General features: G+C 46.3%; 28 protein-coding genes, 1 tRNA gene and 1 pseudogene. 8 read left to right on the forward strand and 22 right to left on the reverse strand.

Annotated elements, in window-relative coordinates; translation table 11 throughout:
- Both AAKU61_RS19140 and AAKU61_RS19145 read left to right on the forward strand, forming a co-directional pair.
- The coding region (locus AAKU61_RS19140; protein ID WP_354334839.1) for a PEP-CTERM sorting domain-containing protein at positions 1-712 on the forward strand (712 nt) is incomplete at its 5' end.
- A gap of 180 nt (positions 713-892) precedes the next feature.
- A complete protein-coding gene (locus AAKU61_RS19145) occupies positions 893-1,090 on the forward strand; it encodes a hypothetical protein (RefSeq protein ID WP_354334841.1) in 198 nt (65 codons plus the stop codon).
- A 71-nt stretch (positions 1,091-1,161) separates the two neighbouring features.
- Here the strand turns inward: AAKU61_RS19145 and AAKU61_RS19150 are convergent, their stop codons facing one another.
- Positions 1,162-1,653, reverse strand: a complete 492-nt coding sequence (locus AAKU61_RS19150) for a pilin (RefSeq protein WP_354334843.1) — start codon at positions 1,651-1,653, stop codon at positions 1,162-1,164.
- Between the two features lie 265 nt (positions 1,654-1,918).
- Here AAKU61_RS19150 and AAKU61_RS19155 point away from each other — a divergent pair, with 265 nt between their 5' ends.
- Positions 1,919-2,926, forward strand: a complete 1,008-nt coding sequence (locus AAKU61_RS19155; RefSeq protein WP_354334845.1) for a peptidylprolyl isomerase — start codon at positions 1,919-1,921, stop codon at positions 2,924-2,926.
- 56 nt (positions 2,927-2,982) lie between these two features.
- On the opposite strand, the gene AAKU61_RS19160 is transcribed toward AAKU61_RS19155, so the two are convergent.
- The 7 genes from AAKU61_RS19160 to AAKU61_RS19190 form a co-directional block, all read right to left on the reverse strand.
- Complete coding sequence (locus AAKU61_RS19160) at positions 2,983-3,456, reverse strand: SRPBCC family protein (protein WP_354334847.1); 474 nt, start codon at positions 3,454-3,456, stop codon at positions 2,983-2,985.
- Between the two features lie 35 nt (positions 3,457-3,491).
- Entirely contained in the window at positions 3,492-3,956 is a 465-nt protein-coding gene (locus tag AAKU61_RS19165; RefSeq protein ID WP_354334849.1) for a DUF2269 family protein, read from the reverse strand.
- Positions 3,908-5,326 (reverse strand): NAD(P)H-binding protein, encoded by a 1,419-nt coding sequence (locus tag AAKU61_RS19170; RefSeq protein WP_354334851.1) that lies wholly within the window; start codon positions 5,324-5,326, stop codon positions 3,908-3,910. Before AAKU61_RS19170 ends, AAKU61_RS19165 begins: the two co-directional genes overlap by 49 nt.
- A 53-nt stretch (positions 5,327-5,379) precedes the next feature.
- Positions 5,380-5,910 carry a hypothetical protein gene (locus tag AAKU61_RS19175; RefSeq protein ID WP_354334852.1) on the reverse strand — a complete coding sequence of 177 codons (531 nt, stop codon included), beginning with the start codon at positions 5,908-5,910 and terminating at the stop codon, positions 5,380-5,382.
- Complete coding sequence (locus AAKU61_RS19180; protein WP_354334854.1) at positions 5,907-6,404, reverse strand: cell division protein; 498 nt, start codon at positions 6,402-6,404, stop codon at positions 5,907-5,909. The genes AAKU61_RS19175 and AAKU61_RS19180 overlap by 4 nt, the downstream gene beginning before the upstream one ends.
- A 76-nt stretch (positions 6,405-6,480) precedes the next feature.
- On the reverse strand, positions 6,481-6,903 hold the full coding sequence (locus tag AAKU61_RS19185) for a thiol-disulfide oxidoreductase DCC family protein (RefSeq protein ID WP_354334856.1): 423 nt from the start codon (positions 6,901-6,903) through the stop codon (positions 6,481-6,483).
- A 77-nt stretch (positions 6,904-6,980) separates the two neighbouring features.
- Entirely contained in the window at positions 6,981-7,508 is a 528-nt protein-coding gene (locus AAKU61_RS19190) for a GbsR/MarR family transcriptional regulator (RefSeq protein ID WP_354334858.1), read from the reverse strand.
- Positions 7,509-8,072: 564 nt separating this feature from the next.
- Here AAKU61_RS19190 and AAKU61_RS19195 point away from each other — a divergent pair.
- From AAKU61_RS19195 to AAKU61_RS19205, 3 genes are read left to right on the forward strand one after another with little or no spacing between them, the layout of a single operon-like run.
- The gene (locus AAKU61_RS19195) at positions 8,073-8,495 is read left to right on the forward strand and encodes a DUF7079 family protein (RefSeq protein ID WP_354334860.1); all 423 of its coding nucleotides are present in this window, start codon (positions 8,073-8,075) and stop codon (positions 8,493-8,495) included.
- Between the two features lie 5 nt (positions 8,496-8,500).
- Complete coding sequence (locus tag AAKU61_RS19200) at positions 8,501-9,118, forward strand: hypothetical protein (RefSeq protein ID WP_354334862.1); 618 nt, start codon at positions 8,501-8,503, stop codon at positions 9,116-9,118.
- Between the two features lie 52 nt (positions 9,119-9,170).
- Positions 9,171-9,800: a hypothetical protein gene (locus tag AAKU61_RS19205; RefSeq protein ID WP_354334864.1), complete on the forward strand. Its 630-nt coding sequence runs from the start codon at positions 9,171-9,173 to the stop codon at positions 9,798-9,800.
- A 74-nt stretch (positions 9,801-9,874) separates the two neighbouring features.
- On the opposite strand, the gene AAKU61_RS19210 is transcribed toward AAKU61_RS19205, so the two are convergent.
- From AAKU61_RS19210 to AAKU61_RS19245, 8 genes are all read right to left on the reverse strand, one after another.
- Positions 9,875-10,036 (reverse strand): hypothetical protein, encoded by a 162-nt coding sequence (locus AAKU61_RS19210; protein WP_322119633.1) that lies wholly within the window; start codon positions 10,034-10,036, stop codon positions 9,875-9,877.
- A 123-nt stretch (positions 10,037-10,159) separates the two neighbouring features.
- A complete protein-coding gene (locus AAKU61_RS19215; RefSeq protein ID WP_354334866.1) occupies positions 10,160-10,471 on the reverse strand; it encodes a hypothetical protein in 312 nt (103 codons plus the stop codon).
- 407 nt (positions 10,472-10,878) lie between these two features.
- Positions 10,879-11,922: an aldo/keto reductase gene (locus tag AAKU61_RS19220; RefSeq protein WP_354334868.1), complete on the reverse strand. Its 1,044-nt coding sequence runs from the start codon at positions 11,920-11,922 to the stop codon at positions 10,879-10,881.
- Between the two features lie 112 nt (positions 11,923-12,034).
- Positions 12,035-13,087, reverse strand: a complete 1,053-nt coding sequence (locus AAKU61_RS19225; protein ID WP_354334870.1) for a quinone-dependent dihydroorotate dehydrogenase — start codon at positions 13,085-13,087, stop codon at positions 12,035-12,037.
- Positions 13,088-13,253: 166 nt separating this feature from the next.
- Entirely contained in the window at positions 13,254-13,976 is a 723-nt protein-coding gene (locus AAKU61_RS19230) for an arginyltransferase (RefSeq protein ID WP_354334872.1), read from the reverse strand.
- Positions 13,977-14,017: 41 nt separating this feature from the next.
- The gene (aat, locus tag AAKU61_RS19235) at positions 14,018-14,746 is read right to left on the reverse strand and encodes a leucyl/phenylalanyl-tRNA--protein transferase (protein ID WP_354334874.1); all 729 of its coding nucleotides are present in this window, start codon (positions 14,744-14,746) and stop codon (positions 14,018-14,020) included.
- A gap of 28 nt (positions 14,747-14,774) precedes the next feature.
- Positions 14,775-15,965 carry a YbfB/YjiJ family MFS transporter gene (locus AAKU61_RS19240; protein WP_354334876.1) on the reverse strand — a complete coding sequence of 397 codons (1,191 nt, stop codon included), beginning with the start codon at positions 15,963-15,965 and terminating at the stop codon, positions 14,775-14,777.
- A 197-nt stretch (positions 15,966-16,162) separates the two neighbouring features.
- A complete protein-coding gene (locus tag AAKU61_RS19245; RefSeq protein ID WP_354334878.1) occupies positions 16,163-16,732 on the reverse strand; it encodes an NUDIX hydrolase in 570 nt (189 codons plus the stop codon).
- A gap of 241 nt (positions 16,733-16,973) precedes the next feature.
- Here AAKU61_RS19245 and AAKU61_RS19250 point away from each other — a divergent pair.
- Positions 16,974-17,050, forward strand: a tRNA-Met gene (locus tag AAKU61_RS19250).
- 134 nt (positions 17,051-17,184) lie between these two features.
- A complete protein-coding gene (locus AAKU61_RS19255; protein WP_354334880.1) occupies positions 17,185-18,180 on the forward strand; it encodes a site-specific integrase in 996 nt (331 codons plus the stop codon).
- 100 nt (positions 18,181-18,280) lie between these two features.
- On the opposite strand, the gene AAKU61_RS19260 is transcribed toward AAKU61_RS19255, so the two are convergent.
- From AAKU61_RS19260 to AAKU61_RS19285, 6 genes and pseudogenes are all read right to left on the reverse strand, one after another.
- The gene (locus AAKU61_RS19260; RefSeq protein ID WP_354334882.1) at positions 18,281-20,431 is read right to left on the reverse strand and encodes a peptidase domain-containing ABC transporter; all 2,151 of its coding nucleotides are present in this window, start codon (positions 20,429-20,431) and stop codon (positions 18,281-18,283) included.
- A 52-nt stretch (positions 20,432-20,483) separates the two neighbouring features.
- On the reverse strand, positions 20,484-21,254 hold the full coding sequence (locus AAKU61_RS19265) for a CPBP family intramembrane glutamic endopeptidase (protein ID WP_354334884.1): 771 nt from the start codon (positions 21,252-21,254) through the stop codon (positions 20,484-20,486).
- Positions 21,255-21,385: 131 nt separating this feature from the next.
- A complete protein-coding gene (locus AAKU61_RS19270) occupies positions 21,386-21,676 on the reverse strand; it encodes a hypothetical protein (RefSeq protein ID WP_354334886.1) in 291 nt (96 codons plus the stop codon).
- Positions 21,677-21,920: 244 nt separating this feature from the next.
- Positions 21,921-23,962, reverse strand: a pseudogene (locus tag AAKU61_RS19275) (S9 family peptidase).
- 46 nt (positions 23,963-24,008) lie between these two features.
- Positions 24,009-25,379 carry an HlyD family secretion protein gene (locus tag AAKU61_RS19280; RefSeq protein WP_354334887.1) on the reverse strand — a complete coding sequence of 457 codons (1,371 nt, stop codon included), beginning with the start codon at positions 25,377-25,379 and terminating at the stop codon, positions 24,009-24,011.
- 202 nt (positions 25,380-25,581) lie between these two features.
- Positions 25,582-25,797, reverse strand: a 216-nt coding sequence (locus AAKU61_RS19285; RefSeq protein ID WP_354334889.1) for a hypothetical protein, incomplete at its 5' end; no start/stop codon positions are given.

Genomic DNA, 25,797 nt, shown 5'->3' on the forward strand with positions numbered 1-25,797 from the left:
GTCACATGTGCCGCTTCAAACAAGAAAACCAATCGCAACAGTGGCCACACCCATGCTCGACTTTACTGGTTTGGGTATTTTGCAAGAAGCTCAATTAGTAAAAAGTTTAGTATTGACCACCGGAATTGCACTGGTTGCCATCAGCAGCGCGCACGCAAGTTATATTAACTATGCAAGCCAAGCTAGTTTCTTGCAATCAGTTAATCAGGCAGAAACAGATAATTTTGCAACCTGGAATGGCGGCAATTTTGAAATTTTGAACAACGCTCAAGCTAAAGCGGCTTCTATCGGCAACATCGGCTATGTTTCTACTGGCTTCCAAAACTGGAATATCATTACCGGTGGAGGTCTTTGCTGGGGTTGCAACGGATCTGGCTATATTGATTTGACTGGAACTAATTTCGGTACAGTTAATGGCGTTTATGGTTTCTCCGTTAATCTGTCTATCAACTCCGGTTACAACGAATACATTACTTTCGGTGATAATTCCGTTTTGGCTATCACCAATCCAACTGGCTTTTATGGCATTACTTCTGACAGTTTGATCAAAAAAGTTGAATTTGCACATGCGCCAGGTCAAGCTTCGTTTGATGGCTCTGTTCAAATTAAAAACGTAACGATCGCAGCAGGTGCAGTACCAGAACCAGCAACAATGGCTTTGTTTGGTCTAGGTCTGTTGGCTTTTGGCGTAATGCGTCGTACTAAAAAATAATTGGTACTAAATTTTTAAAAAACCTGCTCCGGCAGGTTTTTTTATGGGCATTTGTAATTTGGTTTATAAATTGTCCAAAAGATGATCTTGCGATGTGTTTGGCAATAGCTAAAATTAAGCTAAGCTAGATGTATTGCTACCCATATTTACTCCAATTGGCTTAGGTAAAAGAGACTCAAAGTGAAATATCTATTCAAGTCACTGCTATCAATTGGGATGCTGTTAGTCGCCAGCGCAATCGCTGCGCCAGCCGATTGGTATAAATGGCGTAGCAAAATTGAGTCGATTGAAATTTGCTCGCAAACTTCACCCGGGGAGGGATGGACGCGTGCTGGTGGCCCGTTCAAAAATGCCCAATGTGAAAAGCTAAAACAATGAGCTTATATATTCAGATGGAATTAGAAATGTATTGAAAGTTTCTATTGAAGCGTCCAATGATGATCCGTGCACTACTTCACCCGTTTCAGGCAACTAAGTGGCAGCATCCCTGCCGGAACCGTAGTTTGATCAACACCTAGTACCGTCATTTTATCGGGCACATCTGCTGCGCCGCATACCCAAGTGACTGGCACAATGGGTGCATCTGCAACAACAGCAGGGCGCATCGTTAATACTTTGCCTTTGATCGCATTATTCACCTGATTGCCGAAGGTAATATTGATTGCGCCATCCTGTACTTTCACCTCACTCACAAAATTACTGACCATTTTATCGGCACTCGGCAAACCGGCAGCGGCATTATCAGCAGGCATTTTTTGTGTAGATGCCCATGCTGCGGCGATAGGTTTTTTTGCGACATCAGTGAGGGGGGTAATAGATTCGATTTGCTGTCGAATGACGCGCAATTGAATTGAGGGATAAGCCACAGCACCTAAGATAGCAATAATCGCGACGACGACCATCAATTCTATTAAGGTAAATCCTGAACGAGTAGGTTTCATAAATTGGGATGCTTTTTCTAAACATTGATCATAACAAGCGCGTCAGATTTTTAGCTCATTTATAGAAAATATTTTCAATCAACTTCATTCAGTTTTTCGTTCAAATGCAATGCAAATACGCGTTGCATTTTGTACTCTATGCAGCCTGCTGGACATCACAGACACTAGACAAATTTCTACCTATCGCGTACCTTCAATAATCTGGCTCGACAGGCAATTTCTCTTGGTAAGTCCACAGTATTCGTTATTTTTTTGGAGTCACGCTATGCACGCATCTGTACAAAATTCTGTTTCGCATGCCTATAAAAAAACAAAGCTAGCTGGTGCCGTATTAACTACTGCCAGCTTGTTGCTATCAGTTGCCTGGGTCAATACTGCTCTCGCTAGTGACACTAAGCCCTTGGCTAAGACATCTGCCACTACACCCGCAACTACGCCTGTAAAAGCGGTGGCTAAACCTACCATAGCAGATGTAATTAAAGCCTCTGCTGCCAGTGACTGGCGACCACTTGATCCAAACAATACCTTGTATATGGATCTGGAAAAGGGACGAGTCGTGATCGAGCTTGCACCTGACTTTGCGCCTAATCATGTGAAAAATATTGAAACCATGGTCAGAGAAGGTTTTTTCAACGGTATGGATATCGTCCGCTCACAAGAAAACTATGTGGTCGAATGGGAGGACTCTTCGGGCAAGCGTGATATGAAGAGCGCCCGTAAAAATCTGGACCCCGAATTCACTGTCAAATACGACAAAAAACTACCGTTCACTCGTTTGCCGGATGTAGATGGTTTTGCACCGCAGGTTGGTCATGTAAATGGCTTTCCGGCTGGACGTGATCCTAAAACCGGTACTGCCTGGCTAGCACATTGTTACGCTAGCGTCGGGGTTGGCAGAGATAACGAGGTCAATAGCGGTGACGGCAGCTCCTTGTATGTAGTGACCGGACATGCGCCTCGCCAGTTGGACAGAAATATCACTTTGGTTGGTCGCGTCATGCAGGGTATGGAATTGCTGACCACCTTACCCCGTGGTACTGGCCCCATGGGGTTTTATAAAGAAACCGAGACCATGACGCCGATCAAATCAATCCGTATCGCGGCTGATGTGCCAGAAGCCGAACGTACTAAATTGGAGGTGATACGCACCGATACGCCAACCTTTAAAGCCATCGTTGAGGCACAACGTAATCGTGGTGGCGACTGGTACAAAGTCCCCGCAGGCTATATTGATCTGTGCAATGTGCCGATTGCAGTGCGGGCGATGCAGTAATTAGATTGCTGATCTGGCGGAGATAGCTTGGAAGACGGGCAGGTGATGATAATAAATTAGATTGAATTGTCACCTGAGACTATTTGCTTCTCGCAAAACGTTTTCAAGCCTGATAAGCGATGTTGTATTACCCTCGCAAAATAGAGTGCTGCTATCGGTTCAATCAAGATACGCAGATAAGCAGGCTTGGCAATGATCGTGTATCGAAATCGCGCCAGGGTCTGCTTATCCCCAGTGCGGTTGAAGATCCACGAGCCTGCGAATTTTTCTAAAAACCAGGGCCCCTTAATCATCGTCACTGCAGCACGCTCTGGCGGCATCAATTGCACAAATTCGACGATCATGGACATACCTAATTTGGAATGCACTTCGACCTGTGTCCCTATTTGAAGTGCGGCACCGGCGTCGTCAACAACAGCAATTTTTTCTGGAAATGGGTCCCACTCATAGCGAACTCCATAGTCTTGCGAGACCTGATAAACCAAGTTGATCTTTGCATTGATTTCGATACTACGTTCGATAATTGTCATATTATGCCGGCCTTAAAAAAGCTAAAAGAAAAGTCTTAAACTGGTTTGTGCACCATCAACCAATACACAACCAGCAACCCGCCAAATGCCGGGAATCCCAACGCAGTCCAGATTTTTTCAAATAACCAGTAGCGGTCTGGCAATGCCAGATTGTTGCTTGCTGCCAGCGCTGCCATGTTGCGCATTTTTAGCTGCAAGCAAACTACGGGTAACCAGCAAACCGCTGCTAGCACATACAGCGCCAATGACCAGATGATCCAGCTGGAACCGAGCGGAAAACCTGCAAGCCGTATCATCCAAAAACCAGAAAGTGGTTGGATAATCACTGCAGGTGTCGTGAACCACCAATCAGCTCGGACAACCCATTGCGTCACCACAGCGATCGCTTGGACATTACCGCTGCGATTAATAAAAAATAGATAGAACGCGGTACCAAATCCGGTGCCAAACATCAGGGTCGCAGACAGGATATGCAGCGTTTTAATGGTGAGGTAGTCCATGCTATTTTCTCGTTTTTGTATTTTGTATTTTGTGTTGAGGTGGCGTTGACTGGATATGTATCCTTGTCCGTATCCTCACCCGCCATGCGCCACATGACGAACATGATTGCCAGCAAGGGCAGATTTTTGCTCAAAGGACCAAATGGGTGTGCCCAAAAGTGGGGAAGAAAAATGCTCATGATCGCTGTATATGATCCGACTAATCCTAACTGTAATAGCCACAACCATCGGCGGTCACGCAGCAATAAGGCGAGACCCAATGCCGCATCCGTCAGGCTGGCAGCGAGCAAAGTTGGCTCCTGCCACACGGTCGCTACACCGCAAGCGGCAAGCCATTGCAAACTCTCTTGGTGCGGCCAGGCAAACCAGGACACATAGGCCGTCAATAGCCACAATCCTGCCATCACAAAGCGCAGCATAGGCAAGCCCCAACTGGCTACCGCGTTTAGCTTTTGTTCTGGTCGGGTAAATAGTGCCGGATCGCGTGGTGTGTAGCCTAATAATTGCCTGATATCTGCGTCGTCTGCGGTATTGCTGCCGTCGGTGCTCTCGGTCAGCATGACGAGTGACTCTGGCGTCAACGCGCTGGTCGGATGCAGTGCCGCGATCCTTGCCACCACCTTGGCAACTGGCAAAGGTAAGTCAACAACGATTGCCGGCGCTGCCCGGATGCCACTACGGATTGCCGTCAGATATTCTGCCATGCTCATTGCACGCGGCCCTACTGTTGCCACTTCTTTTGGTGCGTTTTTACCTAGCACCACCAGTTGAACGATCGCAGCCGTCAAATCATCGATATGGATAGGTTGTACTAACGCGCGGTGCGCTAGCGGCATCGCCAGTATCGGCAACGTCGCCAACATTAAAAATAGCTGACTGCTAGCACCCTTATCGCCATAGACCAATGAGGGGCGGAGGATGCTGGCATTCAAATGACGTTGCCGCAAATCGTCTTCTGCAGCACCCTTGCTGCGCCAGTATCCGGTCGTGGCATCTGCGTTGCTACCCAAAGCAGAAACCTGGATAAGCTGACCGATGCCAAGCCGCTCGCACGCAGCAAACAAGGCGATAGGCGCAGCCCGGTGCAGCACATCAAAATCACCAGCTTTGACTTCTCGAATAATTCCCACACAATTGATGACAACATCAATATTTTTTAAATGCGGCAACCAGGCTTGTTCTGTCGTCATGCCGGCAAAATCAATCTCACGCCATTGGTAGCTTGTGGCCGACTTTGCAGATTTTTGGTCAACGGGCATCGCAGTTGGTTTGTTGCGGCTTACCGCAATCACGTTGTATCCACTTTGGAGCAAGGCCACCGCTACGTTGCTGCCTATCAGACCGGTCGCACCTAATACAAGTATGTTCATCTCTGATCCTTCTTCTTTTAGCCCCACTTTTATAATTGCAATGGATTAGCTCATTAGCTGGATGCGATTGAAAAATGCGTCGCTGACTTCGTACTTTGCATCGTCCACGCTGCCAACATATCTCGGACACCCCAGCCAAATACGCCGATGCTCATGAGACTTAATAACCATGAGGTAACGCCGTAGTGGACGTAATGCATCTGATCTGGCAATGTCGCCCAAGTCAATAAAACCGGAATCAGCAAGGCGCAATAAGCGCCACCGCCCATGCTCAGCGCCAGATGCATGACGCGCTCGGTGGCAGATAATGTGCGTGTGCGATCTTCTTCTACAAAATCCCAGGCGGTGAGCAAGACCTCAATCACTAGCACCGCTGCAAAAAGCCAGGCCCAGCTACCGTGCCATTCAACCCAGGCAAGTCCGGCAAAGACCACGGCATATAACACCTCACGCACGCCGTGGATGGCTTGCTCCAGAATGGCGCTAGGTCGTTGCGGCAAGCCTTCACGCCACTCGTGATTGATTAGTACATCCAGTGCACCTAACACACCTTGCGCCACTAAAATCCAGAGAATGCTATTCATGATGCTGCCCTTGTCAATCTGGCTTGATCTTCGCGCCATAGCCAGATCAGCGGAGGCAACATCATGACTACCGCGAACAGGTCAACCCAGACATGGTTCCAGCAATCGGCTTGTAATGAGATCAGCATGTCTTGCGGTGCCCACACGACGATCCCGATAATGAGAGCTTTCCAGGCGAAGCTGCTACGTTGCTGGTCGCCAAAATAGACCAGTGCGCCCATCCAGATCGCGGTGGATTGCACCGTCGGCCCAAATAGCGATATCCACCAAACCTGCTGGGCACGTACAGTCGCTGCGCCCGATGTAGTTAAGGTATGTAAACTATTCCAGGCATCGCCCCAGAAGGCGAGTTCTATCCCGTGATGGTAATTATTGAAAATTGATGCATTGGCGATCCAGGGCAACAAAGCACCGACCAATAAATGCATCGCGGCAGCGGCGTACATCCACCTGACCAGCCATATTCTTTTTGTGTTTTTTGGTATGGAACTCATTTTATATCTCTAATTTCTGTATAGACAGAAATAACTGGTGAAAAAAAAGCGAAAAAAAGCGGAAATAAGGCGCCGATTACAGAAACGGATTCTCTCTGCGACATACTTCCTCATTACAGGCGGGTATTTTGTATCCCAATAAGGCAGACATCCGATAACGGTTGCGGGCAAAACTGCGATATAAGCTAGACAGTGCAGGGCGCAGCAAGCGTATGCGCAAAGGTGCAACCATCCATGCACGGCCTACCAAGGTATAAGCGACCAGCATACTGTCTAGCCCAACCAACAGCTCACCTTGATCTGTCAGACTATGCAATTCCTGACCGAGTGCTTCCATCGTCACACCCAAAAAATCAGGTGAGAAATCACCGGCGGCGATATCGGTAAACGCCAGATTACCAGCGCTATCCCAAGTTTTTAATCTATGCATTTCTGCTGCGCAGAAAGGGCAATTACCATCGAAATACAGCGTTAGTTTTGGGGTACTTAGGGCGCTCATTTTAGTAACTCCTTGAGTCAAAATTGTTTCGGATGTTTTTACTTGCGCATGATTGATTCACGATGACGCTTGAGCAATTAATCATTGCTGATCAGGCGCGCCACCTTGCCACCCATTTTTAAAAAACGCTGCAAGGTTGCCGGTGGCAGATGTTTATAGTCTTCATAGGTAGCCGTCAGCATTTCCAAAAAAGCCAGCACTTGATCCATTTTCGCTTTAGTCGCCGCTTCCAATCCGGGATCGTTTTCCGCTTCCAAAGCGCATTCCCGCAATACAGTCAGGGTAGGATCAATCTCGCGGCGTTTACGCTCCTCGCTAATGACGCGGAAGATTTCCCACACGTCTTGCAAGGCCACAAAATGATCGCGGCGGTCGTCCAGCACATGAGTAATTTTTACCAGCCCCCAGCTTTGTAATTCTTTCAGGCTATTGCTGACATTAGAGCGGGCGACATTCAGCGTATCGGCAATATCCTCGGCTGGTAGTGGCTTATTGCACAGAAAAAGCAGTGCGTGGATTTGTGCCACAGTACGATTGACACCCCAGCGTGTACCCATTTCACCCCAATGAAGGATGTACTTTTGCATAGTCGGTGTCAGTTGCATGGCATTTCCTTAATTTCTGTCGTTACAGAAATAATAGAAGTATTTTCAGATCAAGTCAAAGCTTATCTTTGGTCTTTTTAATTTTGCCTAGATGTTTAGTGCTCAAGGCTTTATCCAAGCGACGGGGATCTTTGGGCTTACTATGTTGACCAGCGATACATTCACGAACGTCAGGTATCAGTTTAATTAGTAGCAATGTTGAATTACTTGGTAGGGGTATATTTAGACTGTCCATATAATGATTGGACGATAAGGCATATTTCTATAAAAATATGGGGAGTATGCATATGACGCATAGCCTGAGCATCTAATCCAGTGATGCGTCTTTCGAGCTCTGGAAATGCTGATTCGGAGACTCTAAAAATTTTATCAGCACTGTAAATTTCGTTGATAGAATCAAAACCATCTCAGATATCAATTTCACTGACTAGCTAGGTATATTGTTGTTGAGTCTGACAGAGTAAAACGGCACCTTATTCTGTTTTCCAGCCCCGACAAACCGACGATATATTTCCCCTGTTTCCATTACATACTGAAGATGAATAAACATACATCGTCCAATATATGAGCGCAGCACTCACCGCCGACGATCTACTCCTGCGCGCTCCTGTGTGGGAGGCGCTTTCGGATTTTTGGCTTGACACAGAACTCCAGGATTTTCAATTTGACCATATTGCTCGCGTCATCGCTGCTTCGCCCTATTCGATTGAAGAGGTGATTGCTATTCATAACTATGAAGTTGCTCCCGCTGTCTCCGCAAACCTGATAACTATCGCCGGAGAATGGTCAGGGTTTGACAGCGAATGGTTGAATGCCAGATGCAGATATTTTGCCTCACGCCGACAGTCGATTTGGTTTAAATCCAGAATTGCGCTGCAACTCCCGTTCCAATGGATTTTTACTGTGCGGCTTTGGAGTCAGCTTATTCCTCGGGTTCAATCAATTCGTCGTGTCGAAGCGAACTCGACACAGTTAACAAATAGGTGATCTAAATGGGTTTACTGATACTGCTATTTTTAGCTGTTATTTATGTGTTATTGGTCAGTCTGTTGATTAGCTACATTAAGCCGTGGTGGTTGAGACCGTTTGTCGCAATAATATTTATCGCCATCCCGACGGCAGACGCAGTCTATGGACGATATCGTCTTCATCAGATGTGTAACGCCGAATCGGGATTGAAGATTTATCGTGTCGTTGACAATGTGCCAGGATTTTATAGTGCGTTTATTTCCCCCAACGAGGAATGGTTAAAAAATTATGGATATAGGTATATTGAAGGTAGCGGGCCTGGGGGGCAACTTACTAGGCTGACTCTCCAAGAGAATGGTTCTATTAGCGAGGAAATCGGTGGCGAATCAATTAGTAAATACGCCTATGGATTTAAGCATGGAAACATAACCGATATTTACTACCGAGTAGAACAAATAATATATGTAAAAGCAACAAACGAAATTTTAAGTCGGGTCGTCAATATTAGCTTCACCGGGGGTTGGGTCGAACGCTTGTTAGCGGGGCTCTACGGTGAGACTGGATCAGCAGAAAATTGCGGGCAAGACGTAGGAATAGAAATGGTTCCTCAAACACTTAAACCAATTAAACCAACAAAATAAATATTAAAAGATGACCGCTTATTTTCAATCACATCTAAAAAGGGTCACTTAAATGGGCTTACTGATATTACTATTTTTAGCCGTTATTTATGTGTTACTGGCCAGTCTGTTGATTAGTTATATCAAACCGTGGTGGTTGCGACCGTTTGTCGCAATAATATTTATCGCCATCCCGACGGCAGATGCAGCTTATGGACGATATCGTCTTCATCAGATGTGTAACGCCGAATCGGGATTGAAGATTTATCGTGTTGTTGACAATGCGCCCGGATTTTACGATCCACTAAATTCACCTACTGAAGGGTGGATAAAAAAATATGGATATAAGTATATTGAGGGTAGAGGTCCTGGAGGTCAGTTGGCTAGAATGATACTCAAAGATGACGGCGCCATTGATATGGAGATTGGTGGTCAGCCAATTAGTAAATACGTGTATGAGTTTAAGCATGGAAACATAAACGATATTTATTATCGTTCAGAACAAACAATATATGTAAAGGCAACCAACGAAATTTTGAGTCGAGCGGTCAATATTAACTACTCCGGAGGTTGGGTCGAACGATTATTAGCAGCCATCTATGGAGAGAGAGGATCAGCTGAAAATTGCGGAAAAGACGTAGGTATAGAAATCTTTACTAAAACACTGAATCCAATCCGATCAAATGCAAACCAAAATAACTGACCTTTTCCCGCACTCCAATTATTCTTCAAGCATCTAACCGTTTTCTACAGTAAGTACAGCATGCGCTTATTAATTTAACGCGCGCCCTTGTGATCTTTTTGTCCGTCATTTTTATGGCGTCCTGCAACTTCGGTTTGCTCGGCTTTTTGCTTTTGGTTTTTTGCGGCTTCCATATCGGAAGGATGTGATTTGCCGTTGTGCTGATGTTGGCTTGGTGCTTTGGTTTGCGGTTTCATGGCTTGTTCCTTTGCTGGATGAAGATGGTTTGAGGACGGGCTGTCCCTCGCCACCGTTTTTTGTGACGACCGGTATGAGCTTGTTTCAAACCGGTCATCGCATGTTGCTCAACGAGTCTGATATCAAGCGTTGCTCATATCGTTTGCACTGGGTTTGAAATGCTTTGGACTGATCCGAAATTTCGCGCGTCTGTCGCCCATAAATGCGCGTAGATCTTTAATGCTGACGTTCGAGATTTCGTGCATGCGTATCAATAATGATGCGCCAACGGGCAATCTACGATGACGTATTTTGCTAATGACTGGCGGTGCTACTTCCAGCGCTCTGGATAGTGCGGCATCGTTTTTAAAATGTAATTGGCGGATTAAAGTATCCAGTAAATTATCTGGATCGTAAGCAAATTCTGCTGCTTTTGTTTTTAATAAGTTGGTCATATAGTTCTTCTGTTGAAGTGAGTGGGTTCAGTTGCTACTTTGCTACTCTGCTGGTTTTGGTGTGACTTCCAGCTAAATCTGGTTATTCCTTAGGACTTACGCAAAACCGCCCCGGCGGCATTGCAGCGTCTCCCGTAATAAATTCGTCGCTACCTCTTGGCGGGACAATTTTGCCTAAGTCCTTCTTTATTACCGATTGTTGTTTTATAAACCTCATTTATTGCTCGCTCTGTACGATACCCAACACATAAAATTTATTTATTCCAATACGCACATAAGTTAAAAACGTAATTTACAAAATACAAAATACGCAGGCGAAAAAAATGCCCCGAAGGGCATTGGTTATTTGGGGCAATGATTTTTTGCCTTGTCATTAGTTTTTGGACCTCAACAAGGTAAATAAGAGCTTATTGCCCCGGATTGCAAACCTCGGCATGAATCGCGTTAATTTTGGCGATGACTTCATCTGACAAACGGAGTTCAAACGCATCGATATTTTCTTTTAGCTGCGTCAAATTCGTGGCGCCGATAATCGTGCTGGCGACTAACCAGCGTGAATAGCACCATGCCAGCGCGAGTTGCGCGGGCGTCATGCCGTTGGCGCGGGCGAGTTCTGCATAGCGGCGACTGGCTTCGAATACGGTCGGGCGCATGTAGCGTGGGCTCCAGGTTGCCGGGAAGCGGGTTAGGCGACCTGTTGCGTTGGCATCTTCGTTATATTTGTTGGTGAGCTGACCGAAGGCGAGCGGGCTGTAGGCTAGCAGACCGACGTTTTCGCGGAAGCAGGTCTCGTCCAGTCCTTGTTCAAACCCGCGATTGACTAGGTTGTAGGCATTTTGGATAGAGACAATGCGGTTGGCGGATTGCTTCTCGGCTTCTTTAATAAACTCACTGACGCCCCAAGATGTTTCGTTCGAGACGCCGATCTGGCGCAGCTTGCCGTCTTTGATCAGATCATTGAGCGCGCCCAGCGTGTCGGCGATGGCTGCCGAAGGACGTTCTAGCTTTGGGTCAAAAGACTTTTGGCCGAAGATCGGTGCGTTGCGGCTAGGCCAGTGTAGTTGATACAGATCGATGTAATCCGTTTGTAAGCGTTGCAAGCTGGTCTCGACTGCGGCACGGATGTTGGCAGGTGTCAGATCGGTATCGCCATTACGTATCCAGCCAAAACCGCGCGACGGACCTGCTGCTTTAGTGGCGAGAATAATCTCTTTGCGCTTGCCGGATTTTTTGAGCCAGGTGCCGATGTAACGTTCAGTCGAACCTTGAGTTTCGGCACGCGGCATGACTGGGTACATCTCTGCGGTATCAATAAAATTAATGCCGCGTTCTAATGCGTAATCGAGCTGGCTATGTGCTTCGGCTTCGGTATTTTGTTCACCAAAGGTCATGGTGCCAAGACAGATTTTGGACACTTGCAGATCGCTGCTGCCGAGTTGAGTTGTTTGCATAAGTTGACATCCTCAGAACGAAAAATTCAGAATGAAAAAAGAGATTAAGGTGCTTTCTCAACCTGAGCTAGGGTTGAGCCAAGGTTGAGCCAAGGTTGAGATAAGCATGACTTTAGCGTGATTTTGAATTTGCTTTCAGTGCTGCCGCGCATTCCCTGACTAATGCTGGGCCACGATAAATTAGGCCGGAATACAGTTGTACCAGGGCGGCGCCCGCATCGATTTTTGCCTTGGCGTCCGTGCCGGAAAAAATCCCGCCGACGCCGATAATCGGTAGTGCATCGCCTAATTCGGATTTGAGTGCGCGAATGACTTTATTCGATAATTCAAATACCGGTTCGCCAGATAATCCGCCTGCCTCTTCAGCATGTTCCAGGCCTTTTACCGCGTCGCGGGTGATGGTGGTGTTGGTGGCGATGACGCCATCAATTTTGTGGCGCAGCAGGGCTTCGGCGATATTTTTGATTTGCTCGCTGTCCATATCCGGCGCGATTTTTAATGCCAGCGGCACATAGCGCTTGTAATGATCGGCAAGTTTTTGTTGCGCTTCTTTGAGCTGCGCCAATAAGGCGTCGACTTCGCTGGCACCTTGCAACTGGCGCAGATTTTTTGTGTTGGGCGATGAGATGTTGACCGTCACATAGCTGGCATAGGGATAGACTTTTTCCAGACAAAGCAGATAGTCTTCTGCTGCGCGTTCTATCGGCGTATCGGCATTTTTACCGATGTTAAGTCCGAGCACACCTTGCTTATCCTGATAAAACTGCGACGCCTGCACATTGCTGACAAACGCGTCCACGCCGCCATTATTAAAACCCATGCGGTTGATGATGGCATTGGCTTTTGGCAGTCGAAACATGCGTGGCTTCGGGTTGCCAGCCTGGGCGCGTGGCGTAACCGTGCCGATTTCAATCGAACCAAATCCTAGCCCGGCCAACCCATCGATATACGCGCCATCTTTGTCCAGACCTGCCGCAAGTCCAACGGGGTTGGGGAACTGGATGCCCATGACAGTGCGCGCATCATTGGCGGGTTTGGCGATTAGTTTGGTCAGACCTAGGGCGGCAGAGCGTCGTAAGGCAGGCAAGGTGAGGTTGTGCGCTTGCTCCGCATCCATCGCAAACAGGACAGGGCGAGCCAAGGCGTAGAGTAATTTATCAGGCATAATTTTATTTTTTTTAGGGGAGTATTGGCAAAAAATGGTGTGGTTGTCCAGAGAATCATTGGACGTTAAAAAATACACGGGTGAGTATATGTTTCTGTCAAGGCTTATAGAAATTTGTCTCGGCGAGATGCCGCAAGGCAGCCGGGGTGATTTTGGGTAAGTCCCATCATAAAGCTTTCCACTCACCTTGTATTAAGCCGTCTAGCGGTTTGAAATTGGTCTTGTAAGCCATCTTAGGGCTGGCGGCAATCCAGTAGCCCAGATACAGATAAGGCAAGTTCAATTCTATGCATTGCTGAATTTGCCACAGCACATTGTAAGTGCCGTAAGACGCATTGCTGTCATCCGGATCGTAAAAGGTATAGACCGACGACAAGCCGTCACTCAAGATATCGATGATGCTGACCATGCGCAGCACATCTTGCTCGTCGCGAAACTCGACCAACCGCGTGTTGACACGACTTTGCAGTAGAAACTGCGCATATTGGTCACGACTATCCTGATCCATTCCGCCGCCGGCATGCCGCTGATTTTGGTAGCGATGGTAGAGCTCATAATGCTCGTGCGAATAGGTCAATGAGGCGACCCGGGCGACCAGTTTGCCATGCTTGCTGTTAGCGCGACGCTGACTACGATTGACGCTAAATTCATTGACGCGGACGCGTACCGGCGTACATGCCTGGCAGTTGTCACAATGCGGACGATATATAAATATGCCACTTCGGCGGAAACCGTTTTTGATCAGCTCTGAATACGTATCGGCATTAATGAGATGTGCCGGGGTAGCGACTTGCGAGCGCGCCTGCAAGCCATCCAGATAACTGCATGGATAGGGCGCTGTCGCATAAAACTGTATGCTGGAAAAAGGTAATTCGTTCAGCTGTGTCACGGCATTTTTACCATTACGTTTTTGATCAGATCATTTCAAGCTTATTTGGTAAATAACTTTTCAGTCGTCCAATCCAGGATGGGCGGCATTGCTATCGCTTGTTGCAAGTGAAGAATAAATTCGCTGCGAGAGATCAGTTTGGCGCCCAAAGACGCTAAATGCGCAGTCTGTTGCTGGCAGTCTATCATTTCCACATCGTTTTTACGTAAGAAAAATACCAGGTGCGCCAGAGCGATTTTAGAGGCATCGGTGACCCGTGCAAACATCGACTCACCATAGAACATGCGACCGATGCACACACCATACGCACCGCCGACCAGTTGCTCGTCTAGCCAGACCTCGGTCGAATGGGCAAAGCCCCGCTGATGCAATCCCACATAACCGGCGATGATGTCTTCTGATATCCAGGTACCGCTTGAGATGCCATCGCCATCTCTGCGTGGATCGGCACATGCCCGCATAACTTCTTCGAATGCGCTGTCGAAGCGGATTTCCCAGTGCGAATCTTTGGAGATTTTTTTAAGGGTCTTTTTTAGGCTGTCAGACAATTTAAAATCGCTGACTTTCAAGACCATGCGCGGATCGGTTGACCACCATAAAATAGGCTGACCTTCAGAAAACCAGGGAAAGATACCGTGCTGGTAAGCATTGAGCAGACGTTCTGGCGATAAATCTGCACCGGCCGCCAGTAAGCCAGCCGCGCCATCAATCTCCAGCAGTGCGGTTTCTACTTCCGGAAAAGGGGTGTCAGTATCTAGCCAAGGGATCATGCTGCTTGTTTGCTTTGATTTGCTTTAGTCATGCTGGTAGCTTACGGAGAGTTTCACGCGATTCTAAGGCTTTTAACATTATCAATAGTACGGTACCAATCGACAAGGCGCCAGCCGCCAGATATAAACCCGATGCGTAACTACCTTGATGTAGTGCGAACCAAGCGGTAATAATAGGCGCGATGATTTGTGCTACGCCATAAGATATCGTCATTTTCCCCATCATTTTTGCCGGACGCGTTGGATAGTAACGTCCTGCCATCGTCAATACCAGGCTTACCATCCCAATAAAAGTACCGCCAAACAGTAATGCGCCGACGACCGATGCAGCGAGCCCACCCACCATCACTGGCAACAAAATACCGATGATTTGCAATACGGCCGCTAGGATCAGCGCATTTAGATCACCGGTCCGGCGCGCCATCAGATCCCACAGTATGCAGGCGGGCGTGGCAGCAAGACCAATCACCAAAAATATCATGGTTCCTTTACCGGCCAGCCCGGGCAAGTGGTCAACAATGGCGACGATAAACGTCGCACTGACAACGTAACCGACACCAGTGCAAAAATAAGCCGCCATGAATAATTTTAAAAATAAGCTGCTGGGCGGGTGGTCTTCCATCTTTTGGCCAGAATTGGTCAAGCTGCTGCTATCCGGCGCGGGCAGCCAGCGTAATGCAGGGACTAGCAAAAGGCAGCCGATAATAGCAAAAGCAAACCATTGTTCGCGCCAGTCTAGCCAGTGACTCATTACCGCGACTGCCGCCGCGCAGCCAGCAATACCAATTCCAAGACCAGAAAAATGTATACCCAGTTCGCTACGATGATTGTGGCGGATCAGCCAGTTTAAAATCAGTCCTGTCCCTAGCAACATGCTGGCGGCGCTGCATAAACCTGCCACATAGCGAGAAATCGCCCAAACGGCAAAATGATCACTCAGCCCCATCAGGATCGTACTAAGTACGGCAAATACCATGCCGATCCGGTACAGCCGGTCTTTCAGTCGCAAGTCGCTGATCTGCGAGGCAATTAAAGCGCCGCTCAGGTAGCCGGCGTAGTTGAGTGCCGCCAGCCAGCCGGCTTCAGATACCCCGAGTCCGGCTTGCTTTTGCATGATGGGTAGCAAAGGTGTGTAGGCAAAGCGTGCCACGCCAACCGCTAAGATCAAACTGAAAATACCAGCGCTGAGTACCTTAAGACGTTCTGCCTGTTGCTGCATAGTTTACCTATGTTGGGTAATTCTACGAACGCGTGATATATCGGGTTATGCATCGAGTGATGCATTGCGCGTTGTATTGGATAGTAAAAGTAAAATTATTATTCACTCAGAAAGTTTAAGTGATGAATTGTTTTGATCTGGGTCGGTTATCACCAACGCAGATTTGTGTGGGTTTAGCTTTTAATTGTTGGGCATCGTCAGTCACTGCGCATAGGTTTGAAAATGTCATGCTCATGCAACGTATATTGGCCGCCTGACTCGAGCTTGGCAAAATCCTCAAAGAAGAACTTGAGCGTATGGCTTACAGTGGGGAAGGCGATGTCCTTCCAGGGAATATCTTTTTCTGCAAACAGAGCGACTTCCAAGCTTTCTACACCTGCCAGATAATCTAAGTCTAATAGCGTCGCCCGATAAAACAAGTGCACTTGATGCACATGTGGCACGTTGAGGATTGAAAACAATTCATGCAATTGAATATGTGCACCGGCTTCTTCTTCAGTTTCCCGCTGCGCAGCCTGGGCGGTGGTCTCGTTATTTTCCATAAAACCTGCAGGCAAGGTCCAGTAGCCACGACGAGGTTCTATGGCTCTTTTGCATAGCAGGATTTTGATTTCACCGTCTTGCTCCCAGACTGGAATGGAGCCAACTACCATTTTCGGATTTTGATAATGGATTGTTCCGCAGGCAGGACAAACAAAGCGTTCACGCGTGTCGTCAGCAGGAATCTGGATTACAACAGGGGTGGCGCATTCGGAGCAAAATTTCATGGCACAGAAATATAAAAGAATAGACGATGGGATGATGTTGATAACCAATTTTTAAGGAGTGTATCACCGTCAGTCTCGATGTTCTTCATTCATGAAATTGAAACAGAAAGTGGCAAATTTTGTCTACATCTGAATTGCGTGAAAAATGGTTTTAAAGTGCTGGCAACATCGACGATGCTCTTATAAATCCAAGATAGGCATTGCGGACAAGAGCAAAATCGGATATAGTGTTGTTCTCAGACGCGGGGTGGAGCAGTCTGGCAGCTCGTCGGGCTCATAACCCGAAGGTCGTAGGTTCAAATCCTGCCCCCGCAACCAATAAAATCAAAGGCTTACAGAATTGCTGTAAGCCTTTTTGCATTTAAAACGATTTATTGCTGCAATTTTGCTGCACTTCCGTTTGAAATGCCGGTGTCTATACCCTGTTCCTCAACCTCAATTGGAGCAGAAGTATGGCAACAATCAATAAACGCGGTCCGTATCAATATCAAGCCATTGTCCGGTGCAAAGGCTATCCAACCCAAACACGCACTTTAGAAACCATCAAAGCAGCCAACGACTGGGCCAGAGACGTCGAGGCAAAAATGCGACGTGGCGAGTTTAGCGACCGTTCAACCGCAGAAAGTACGACACTCGGCGATGCACTAGAACGCTATCGCTTGGAAGTAACGCCCGCTAAGCGCGGTCATGTCAAAGAAAATTACCGTCTTTTGCAGTTGATGCGACACCCTCTGGCTTTACGTCCACTCGCCAGCCTACAAAATGTCGACTTTTCCACTTACCGTGACCAGCGACTAAAAGAAGTCGCTCCGAAGACAGTACAACTAGAACTTTCCGTATTCTCTGCTGTACTCAATACAGCCCGTCGTGACTGGTCAATTTCGGTAGCCAATACCATCACCGATATTCGCAAACCAAAACTCCCCAGAGGCCGCTCCCGGCGTCTGGTTGGCGATGAAGAGATACGCCTGTTTGATACTGCTCGTAAGAGGGAATCATCTGACCTAAGTTTATTAATCGTACTTGCTATCGAAACTGGTATGCGTTGCGGAGAAATGGTGTCCTTAACTTGGGATCAAATCGACCTAGCTCATCATTTTATTCATTTGGATATGACAAAGAACGGGACTGCTCGGGATGTGCCTTTGTCAGTCACTGCAGAATCTGCTCTGCGCAGTGCCCAGCAACATCTACATGGCCGATTGACGGGATTCCAGGCAACGGATGGCGTTACTGCGGCATTTAGTCGGCTATGTCGACATGCTGACATAACCAATTTACGTTTTCATGACCTACGCCATGAAGCGGCGTCCAGATGGGCGAAAGTATTACCCGCAGCAACGCTGGCAAAAATCTTTGGCTGGAAAACCTTGCAAATGGCGATGCGCTATTACAACCCTACTGCTGCTGAGTTAGTCGCAGCTATCCGTCAAAAGACAATACATTAGCTTTCTTCTTTTTAGGATAAGTGCCGAAGAGAGATTCAAACTTTTCTCATTGAGAAAACAAAACCAAGCCAATGAATATTGGCTTGGTTAGTTGAAATAATCAGGCAACCAACATCTGTAGTTCTGCCAGCGACTCAAATTGATCAGGCTTAAGTTCAGCGCGGTCGATTGACGTAGCACGTATTTCTACCGCTTTCCCGTTCTGTAATGACACCACGCGCTCCGCACTGGCAATTGTCTCTGGTCGATGTGCAACCATAATGCGAGTCAAGTTCAGCATGCCCAATGCGTGATTGACCTTTTGTTCATTCTGTACATCCAGATGGCTCGTGGCTTCATCTAATGCCAGAATCTTGGGTTGTTTGTACAAGGCACGCGCTAGCAAGACTCGCTGCTTTTGCCCTCCTGACAAACTACTACCCATGTCCCCAACCAAGGTCTGATAACCCATCGGCATGGCCGCAATATCCTCATGAATTGCCGCCTGTCTAGCACAGTGCTCGACCTGTTCTTGCTTGGTATGTGCATCAAAAAAACTGATGTTGTCCTGAATCGAGCCGGCCATCAATACATCATCTTGCATCACAGTACCAATTAGCTTGCGATAGGCATTTATACCTAATTGCTTAGTCGGAATATTATCAATCAAGACTTCACCCTCAGTGGGTTTAAGCAAACCTAGAATGATTTTGCATAAAGTCGTTTTGCCACAACCGCTAGGGCCAACCAGAGCAATGCTTTGTCCTGCAGGAATGGTCAGATTAATCCCGTCTAACACCCAAGGCTCCCCCTCGGCATAACGAAATTTCAGGTTTTTAAGTTTAATCGTTGGCTGTATGCGAGACATATCGGTTTCTTGTACGGTATCGATTTCAGCTTCTTCCAAGACGATATCGGCTAAGCGCTCGCTATGCAGTCCTAGCATTTTTAGGTTGACTACCAAGTCAATGACGTTAAAGAAACGACCTGAGAAGGTGCTGGCGTAACTAGAAAAAGCCATTAGCATCCCAACCGTCAAGACGTTCTGCATGACTTGTCCAGCGCCGATATAAAACAAAGCCAGACTCTGAATACCAAATAAGGTGGTATTAGAAATCTTGAACAATATCGACATCTTCTGCGTCTTGATATCGCGGTTTTGTACATCCATTTTAAGATTAAGCCAGCGGGCACGACGCTCTTCTTCCCGTCCAAATAATTTCAGCGGCGAGATCGCACGGATGGTTTCTAAAAAATGGCTACTCTCTTTGGAGGACAAGACCAAACGTTCTTGCGAAGCCTCGCGAAATGGTTGATAAAACACCCAGCGTAATACGGCATACACCAAGACAGTGACAATTACCAAGGCAGATAACTTCACGCTATATAACAACATCATGCCGAGTGCCAGCAAGGCCATCAGACCGTCTAAGGCACTCTCCACAAACAGACTCGTCAACGTACTCTGGATCGCCCCAATACTGCCAAAGCGAGAGACCACGTCACCCAGATGACGCTTCTCAAAAAAAGAGACCGGTAAATGCGTCAGATGCGCAAAAACTCGAGCACTCCATTGAAAACTGATATCCATACTCCAGCGCATCAAGAACCAACTACGCGCCAGACTGATCGCGGTTTGAGTCACCATTAGTAAAGCAAAGCCAATGACCAGCACCGTCAGTAACTCGCGGTCGCCACTGACAATGACTTCATCCACCACAAATTGATTAAACAGCGGGGAGGTAATCGCAAAGATTTCTAACGCCAACGCTAGTACCATGACTTGCACAATGGCGCGACGCAGGCCAACGATGTGTCCGGTTAAATCTCGGATAGCAATCTTTTTACGCTCGTCTTTGGGCTTAAAGCTCGCACTTGGAGACAATTCACAAGCAACACCAGTAAAGTGTGCCGACGCCTCTTGCAAAGCAACACGACGCTCACCTACTGCGGGGTCAAGCAAAATCAAAGTCACTTTGCCTTGCCAATTTTTAGTAATCTTTTTTAAGACGACGAAGTGATTTAAGTTCCAATGCAAAATACATGGCAACGCTAACTGATCTAATTCCTCCAACTCCAGGCGCAATGGTCGTGTGGACAATTGCATTGCCGACGCATGGCGCATCAATTGAGCTAACGTCGCTCCTTTAAGACTGATCGAGAATTGACGACGTAAATCTGCGAGATCAGTGTGGTAGCCATAATGGCTTGCGACCATGGCTAAGCAAGCTAGACCGCATTCGCTCGATTCTGTTTGGAGGAGGGATTTCATAACGGAAATTTCAGATAATTTTGCAGAAATTATTTATTGATGCCAACATTTTTCAGTTTGACTTTGTAATCTCTTTCATTTTAAAAAAATACCCACTGATTAAAATTGAAACGACGATACTAGAAATCATATAACTGTTGTTTGGGCTACCATTTTCAAAATGGAACATTCCCAAATGATTGAACTTCCCCCCAATGTTTAATCTGCTCAGCCCAATTCCATAATTAGACAGAGCGTGATAAATCGCTCCTGGAATTAAAGAGTTGTACCTTATTGACAACAAGCTTAAACATATTCCAAAAGAAAAGTAATCAACGAAACTAAGCAGGTTAAGACTATATGGATAATGCGCTATGGAAAAAATAACGCTAGTTAAAAATATCGCGGTAATTTTCCCTAAAAATGTACGTAAAAATCCAAATATATAACCTCTAAAAATGATTTCCTCCATCGCAGCCGTAGTGATTATCAATATTATCGAATTGAGATTCGTCAACTCTAATTTTTCTGAAATAAATATTTTTCCATGGAAAAAATGGACACTCAGCATGAGCGTCATAAAAACCCAAATAGATATCATCACGCTCAAAAAAATTTGATAACTACTGATTTTCCCTCTAAATGGAATCAAATCTATGCTGGCAGCGGATCGCTCTAAAGAATGACAGTATCTCCAAATGACCGTTAAAGAGAAGGCAATTAGAGTGTAGCCTTCCACGTCGTCATCGATCACACCAGATAAGACTAATAAAATGATGACGAGTAGCCCAATAAAGGTTGAATATAGAAAATTTACGGTAATATCTGATAGAAATGTTTTCAATTAAACTTTCTCATAAAAGTACCTGACTAAGAAAATATCGCCTTAGCCAGGTTGGTAATTACGTTACTTCATACCACTAAATGTCAATATGGCTTTATAAGCCGTTACTTGTAAAAGGTACGTAGACTCCATCAAGGAGTTTGATTTTTGACGATAGACTTAACAGCTTCAATAACAAAGGCTACTGCTGCTCCAGCTGGCGTGGCGAACTTGAAAGTTTCTATAGCATCAGCCTTAGGGTCATAAGATGGTGTTGGCGTCGAAGAATAAGGCGAGTTTGCGTAGCAAGCGTCACCCCTAATATTTCCAGGCCAATCAATTGTGAGGTCAACTGCTTTAAGTAATTTTGTTCCCTCGACGGTTACAGTCGCTATTTGGCCGCCACTTACTGCACAAACTTCATTTAAAAAAAGTGTTCTCATTTTCATTACTCTATTTAATTTCTAATTGAACTGAACCGGTCAGCCCTTCCGTAATCACCTAACCATATCGTTGCGCACCGCTCTGATTAAGCTAAATTTTTATACCAAATACCGTATTTCTATTGGACTTGTCCATTGCCAATAATTGCAATCAAGACAACCAAAAACTTAAGAGGCTTACTTGCAGAGCTCAGTTTTCATAATCTTGAGAAGTACGACATTTTCTTTGTTGAACACATTCCATTTATTCCGGCGCTAGATTTTTTTCTAAAAATTTTTCTACATGACTCCAGAAATCAACACGATTTTTAACAAGCTGCCAGCCGTGACCTTCATCGCTGTACTGTATCCATTCAACTTGCGTGTTGGTCGAGGCAATTGCATCGCGGAAATTTTTTCCGTGTTTAATCGGCACTCGTCGGTCTGCCCGCCATAAGCCATCAGTAAGGGTTGTTTGATCTGACCCGCGATATTGACCGGTGAGGTCGCTCTTAACTGTGCTGCGTCATTGACTTTGTCGCCGATCATTACTGGCATGCCATATTTTTGCCATTCTTCCGACATGTCGTTTTCCCAGCTTGACTCGAACATTAGATTGATATCTGTGACGCCGACCCACTCGAAACCACAGCGAAATAATTCAGGATTTTTGGCGAGCCCCATCAGCGTTGCATATCCGCCATAGCTAGCGCCGGCAATGCAAATACGCTTGGAATCAGCATAACCATTAGCGATTGCCCAGCGGGCGCCATCGGCGATATCTTCTTGCACCTTTAAGCCCCATTGCTTGAAACCAGCCTCAAGATGTTGAGTACCAAAACCCTTGCTGCCACGGAATTCCGGCTGCAGTACGGCGTAACCCCGCGACGCGAGGAATTGCACTTCAGGATCCCAGCCCCATTGGCTGCCGCGAACATAGGGGCCGCCATGAACGAGCACAATGAGTGGCAGATTTTTTTTGTCATGCCCTACTGGCAAAGTTAGATAGGCAGGAATTGACAAGCCATCTTTTGCTGAATAATGCACAAACATTTGTTTGGACATCTCTTTAGCATCAATGTCGGGGCGGGATTTACCTATTCCCGATAGCTTGCCGGTATCTCGCTTGTAGAGTAAATAGCTGATTGGCTGGGTATCAGAGAACGCAGAAATGACAACATAGGTCGACGCACCGCCGCGTGGAAAAGAAAGGCGATTGATCGTACCGGGTAACAAATCATCAATCTTTTTTTGAACTTCTTTCAGTTCAGGATCTAGCCAGGTGGTACCGCTGGCATCGGTAAGGTGGTGGACGCCAATAACGCGGTTTTTCTTTTCATCAATAATCAAAGAACCTGAAAAATCGTAACCGTCTAATTTCACCAGCGGTTCTTTGTCCATCGTATTTTTGGCTAAATCATAGTGATACAACGAGGATGTATCATTTCCAGCATTGCTGATTACGTAAAGCTTACCGTCTGGCGTAAAACTGAGCGGCGTGAAACCCTTTGGATCAAATTGTGAGAATTCAGTTAATTTGTGCCATTCGGTATCTTTAGGATCAAGGTAATAAATAGTGTCTATGCCCCTACTATTTTTTACAGCAATACGCGGGGTTCCGCTCTCGTCTATTAGCCAATTAGTAGGGCTGTCTGGACCAGAATAATTTTTTGATTTGCCGGTTTTAGTATTCAATCGCAGCAGTTTTACCGCTTTCACATCCTGAATGTTGCTAAAGGTGAATTGACCAACAAACACATCATCACTTTGTTGACTTTTATCCGTTGATATCAGCCAGGTGTAACCTGTTAATTTCTGTGATTGAATATTAGATCCAGTCGTCCGAGGTTCACCAGGAAAGGGACTCGCTAGCTCGATACGGTCGGTGCCATCACGATTCACCGCAAACAATCCAGGAAAGAAACGCAAATCACGCTGTGCCACATCATGGAAAGCAGCGCTGTAAACTAGCCGCTGGCTATTCACCCAGTCGTAAGAACCGACGTCGGCGTTTGAAAAGCCTGCAACAATTTTTAGAGCCATGCTATCTAAATCCATTGTAAATAGCTGTAAATAGCCGGTACTTTGAGATTCGATGAGCATTGCGACGATTTTTCCGTCAGGGGAGATTGTTACTTTTTGCATTGCGGCATTGGTGAAAAACGACTCAATTTTTGGTTTTTCGGCAGCAATTGCAAACGTGTGAGAGCTAAAAGCTATCGTGATAGCAATTTTCAAGAAGTAGGAGAAAACGTATTTGATTGGGGAATTTTGCATAATTTTTATATTGAAATAGTTATTAACCATATGGTGTTCGTTTAATTGTTGGAGACTGGTAAAAAATATTTGGTAGTCAATTACCTCGATTAGTCACTGCCAGCACGGGCTCTGCAATCCATTCCCAAATCTTGCGTTTGTCCTGCAATATGTCTGCCTCTAGGGTCATACCTGACTTTAGATTTTGCACTTGTCCGTAGGCATCTATTGTTTGTTTTTCTAGTCTGACTTTGATTCTGTACAAGGCTTCATTACTGTTGAAGCCTTGAATATTCTGCTGGGCGTTACTCAAAATCGTACTGGCTAAATTAGGGGGTAATTCATTTGGTGCGAATGGAGTGTCGCTAATGTCGGTAACGGTGCCTTTTTGCAGTCCAAATTTTTGGTAAGGGTAGGCTTGATAGCGGATCAGGACTTGCTGTCCTTTGGCGACGAAACCTGCGGTGCGGCTGGGTGCGTAGAGATGGACCTCTAGCTGCGCTGCATCAGTCGTCTTTGTTGTGCCTGGTGCGCCTGTTGTCTTCGCTAACTTGGAGGATGACGGTATTAAGGTTGCTAATACTTGGCCAGCATTGATAATCTGGCCTGTTTGATTGGTCAATGTGGTAACGGTGCCTGCTTGGCTGGCGGTGATCAGATTCGTTTTACGATTGTTATTTTCTGCGATTTCTTGTTGCAGGCTAGCGACCGCTCTTTGTAGTTGTGCCTGGTCAGTTGCTAAGCTATTAGCCTGAGCATTCAGCTCTGCTTGCATAGCAAGTTGATTAGCCTCTAGCTGCAACTTATTGCGACGTAGGGTTGACAAATGAGTATCGACATCAATCATGTCTTCTTGTTTTTGCTGGGTCTGAGCCGCCGATACATAGCCATTATTTTGCAGCGTTTGGAATTTAGTGACACTGTCTTGGGCCAGGCTATGGCGACGTTGGGTGAGGACAATTTCTTGTTCTAGTTGACTGGCTTCGGTCGTAAGGTTATTCAACCTTTGAACTAAAGCCTGTTTCTTTTCTATCGCTTGGGCTGTGCGCAGTCTTTGTTCCGCTTCCAATGTCTGCCGACGGGTGGCGAGTTGTTGGGCGACTAGAGCGGTAATTTCGCCTTTGTCACCTTGACGTTCAGTAGAAAGCTCGAACAGGATTTGGCCTACGCTAACAGTTTGGCCTTCTATAACGTGGCTGTTGACTAGCAATCCTCCATTGGGCGCGCTGATGCTGATACTACCGCCAATCGGCAGGGTGATGCCTGTGACGCGGGCTTTTTTGGTGACGTTACCCAATGTGATAAAGGCGATGAGAATCATCGTGACGATCAAAGCAACACCAGCAATCAGCCAAGCCGAAATCGGTCGTGCCAAACGGATAGCGCCTAGCCACTGTTGACTGTGACTTGCTGTTACTTCCGGACGGAACAAGGGTTGACTCTGTGATATTTGTTCTTGGTACGACATGGATATAATTATCTTTAGGGTAATTAGTTGTCTTTTTGAATTGCCAATTTAATCATTAAAATATTTATATCATAGCTAATTATTATAAATACTTACAAGTGTTTATTTATTCTTGCTAATTACTTATTAACCATCTAAATAAAAGCTCTAATAGAGACCATGATTTTTTACAAAGCTAATTCATATTCATTTGCAGAAATAATCAGACGTGCTGGTTCTGAAACCACTGCTCAAGCGTCTCTTCAGACCAAGCCAAAGACCGCCCAGGATTATTTGGGGGCGACACTTTGAGCGCCGCGTAAATACTGCCAAACAGTACTTGAACCGATACATCATCGGCATCCCTTCTGTTTTCAGCAGCCTTTAATGCAGACCAAATCATGCATTTAAGTTGATATCGTTGCTGGTTAATCCCATA

This window comes from Undibacterium sp. GrIS 1.2, from assembly GCF_040544435.1.
Taxonomy (GTDB): domain Bacteria; phylum Pseudomonadota; class Gammaproteobacteria; order Burkholderiales; family Burkholderiaceae_D; genus Undibacterium.

Bases quoted from the DNA above. Each gene is read 5' to 3' on its own strand.
- AAKU61_RS19150 (WP_354334843.1), bottom strand. From the start codon at position 1,653: ATGAAACCTACTCGTTCAGGATTTACCTTAATAGAATTGATGGTCGTC.
- AAKU61_RS19175 (WP_354334852.1), bottom strand. From the start codon at position 5,910: ATGAATAGCATTCTCTGGATTTTAGTGGCGCAAGGTGTGTTAGGTGCA.
- AAKU61_RS19155 (WP_354334845.1), top strand. From the start codon at position 1,919: ATGCACGCATCTGTACAAAATTCTGTTTCGCATGCCTATAAAAAAACA.
- aat (WP_354334874.1), bottom strand. From the start codon at position 14,746: ATGATCCCTTGGCTAGATACTGACACCCCTTTTCCGGAAGTAGAAACC.
- AAKU61_RS19205 (WP_354334864.1), top strand. From the start codon at position 9,171: ATGGGCTTACTGATATTACTATTTTTAGCCGTTATTTATGTGTTACTG.
- AAKU61_RS19180 (WP_354334854.1), bottom strand. From the start codon at position 6,404: ATGAGTTCCATACCAAAAAACACAAAAAGAATATGGCTGGTCAGGTGG.
- AAKU61_RS19260 (WP_354334882.1), bottom strand. From the start codon at position 20,431: ATGAAATCCCTCCTCCAAACAGAATCGAGCGAATGCGGTCTAGCTTGC.
- AAKU61_RS19255 (WP_354334880.1), top strand. From the start codon at position 17,185: ATGGCAACAATCAATAAACGCGGTCCGTATCAATATCAAGCCATTGTC.
- AAKU61_RS19210 (WP_322119633.1), bottom strand. From the start codon at position 10,036: ATGAAACCGCAAACCAAAGCACCAAGCCAACATCAGCACAACGGCAAA.
- AAKU61_RS19195 (WP_354334860.1), top strand. From the start codon at position 8,073: ATGAGCGCAGCACTCACCGCCGACGATCTACTCCTGCGCGCTCCTGTG.
- AAKU61_RS19185 (WP_354334856.1), bottom strand. From the start codon at position 6,903: ATGAGCGCCCTAAGTACCCCAAAACTAACGCTGTATTTCGATGGTAAT.
- AAKU61_RS19165 (WP_354334849.1), bottom strand. From the start codon at position 3,956: ATGGACTACCTCACCATTAAAACGCTGCATATCCTGTCTGCGACCCTG.
- AAKU61_RS19225 (WP_354334870.1), bottom strand. From the start codon at position 13,087: ATGCCTGATAAATTACTCTACGCCTTGGCTCGCCCTGTCCTGTTTGCG.
- AAKU61_RS19240 (WP_354334876.1), bottom strand. From the start codon at position 15,965: ATGCAGCAACAGGCAGAACGTCTTAAGGTACTCAGCGCTGGTATTTTC.
- AAKU61_RS19170 (WP_354334851.1), bottom strand. From the start codon at position 5,326: ATGAACATACTTGTATTAGGTGCGACCGGTCTGATAGGCAGCAACGTA.
- AAKU61_RS19215 (WP_354334866.1), bottom strand. From the start codon at position 10,471: ATGACCAACTTATTAAAAACAAAAGCAGCAGAATTTGCTTACGATCCA.
- AAKU61_RS19190 (WP_354334858.1), bottom strand. From the start codon at position 7,508: ATGCAACTGACACCGACTATGCAAAAGTACATCCTTCATTGGGGTGAA.
- AAKU61_RS19200 (WP_354334862.1), top strand. From the start codon at position 8,501: ATGGGTTTACTGATACTGCTATTTTTAGCTGTTATTTATGTGTTATTG.
- AAKU61_RS19245 (WP_354334878.1), bottom strand. From the start codon at position 16,732: ATGAAATTTTGCTCCGAATGCGCCACCCCTGTTGTAATCCAGATTCCT.
- AAKU61_RS19220 (WP_354334868.1), bottom strand. From the start codon at position 11,922: ATGCAAACAACTCAACTCGGCAGCAGCGATCTGCAAGTGTCCAAAATC.
- AAKU61_RS19280 (WP_354334887.1), bottom strand. From the start codon at position 25,379: ATGTCGTACCAAGAACAAATATCACAGAGTCAACCCTTGTTCCGTCCG.
- AAKU61_RS19160 (WP_354334847.1), bottom strand. From the start codon at position 3,456: ATGACAATTATCGAACGTAGTATCGAAATCAATGCAAAGATCAACTTG.
- AAKU61_RS19270 (WP_354334886.1), bottom strand. From the start codon at position 21,676: ATGAGAACACTTTTTTTAAATGAAGTTTGTGCAGTAAGTGGCGGCCAA.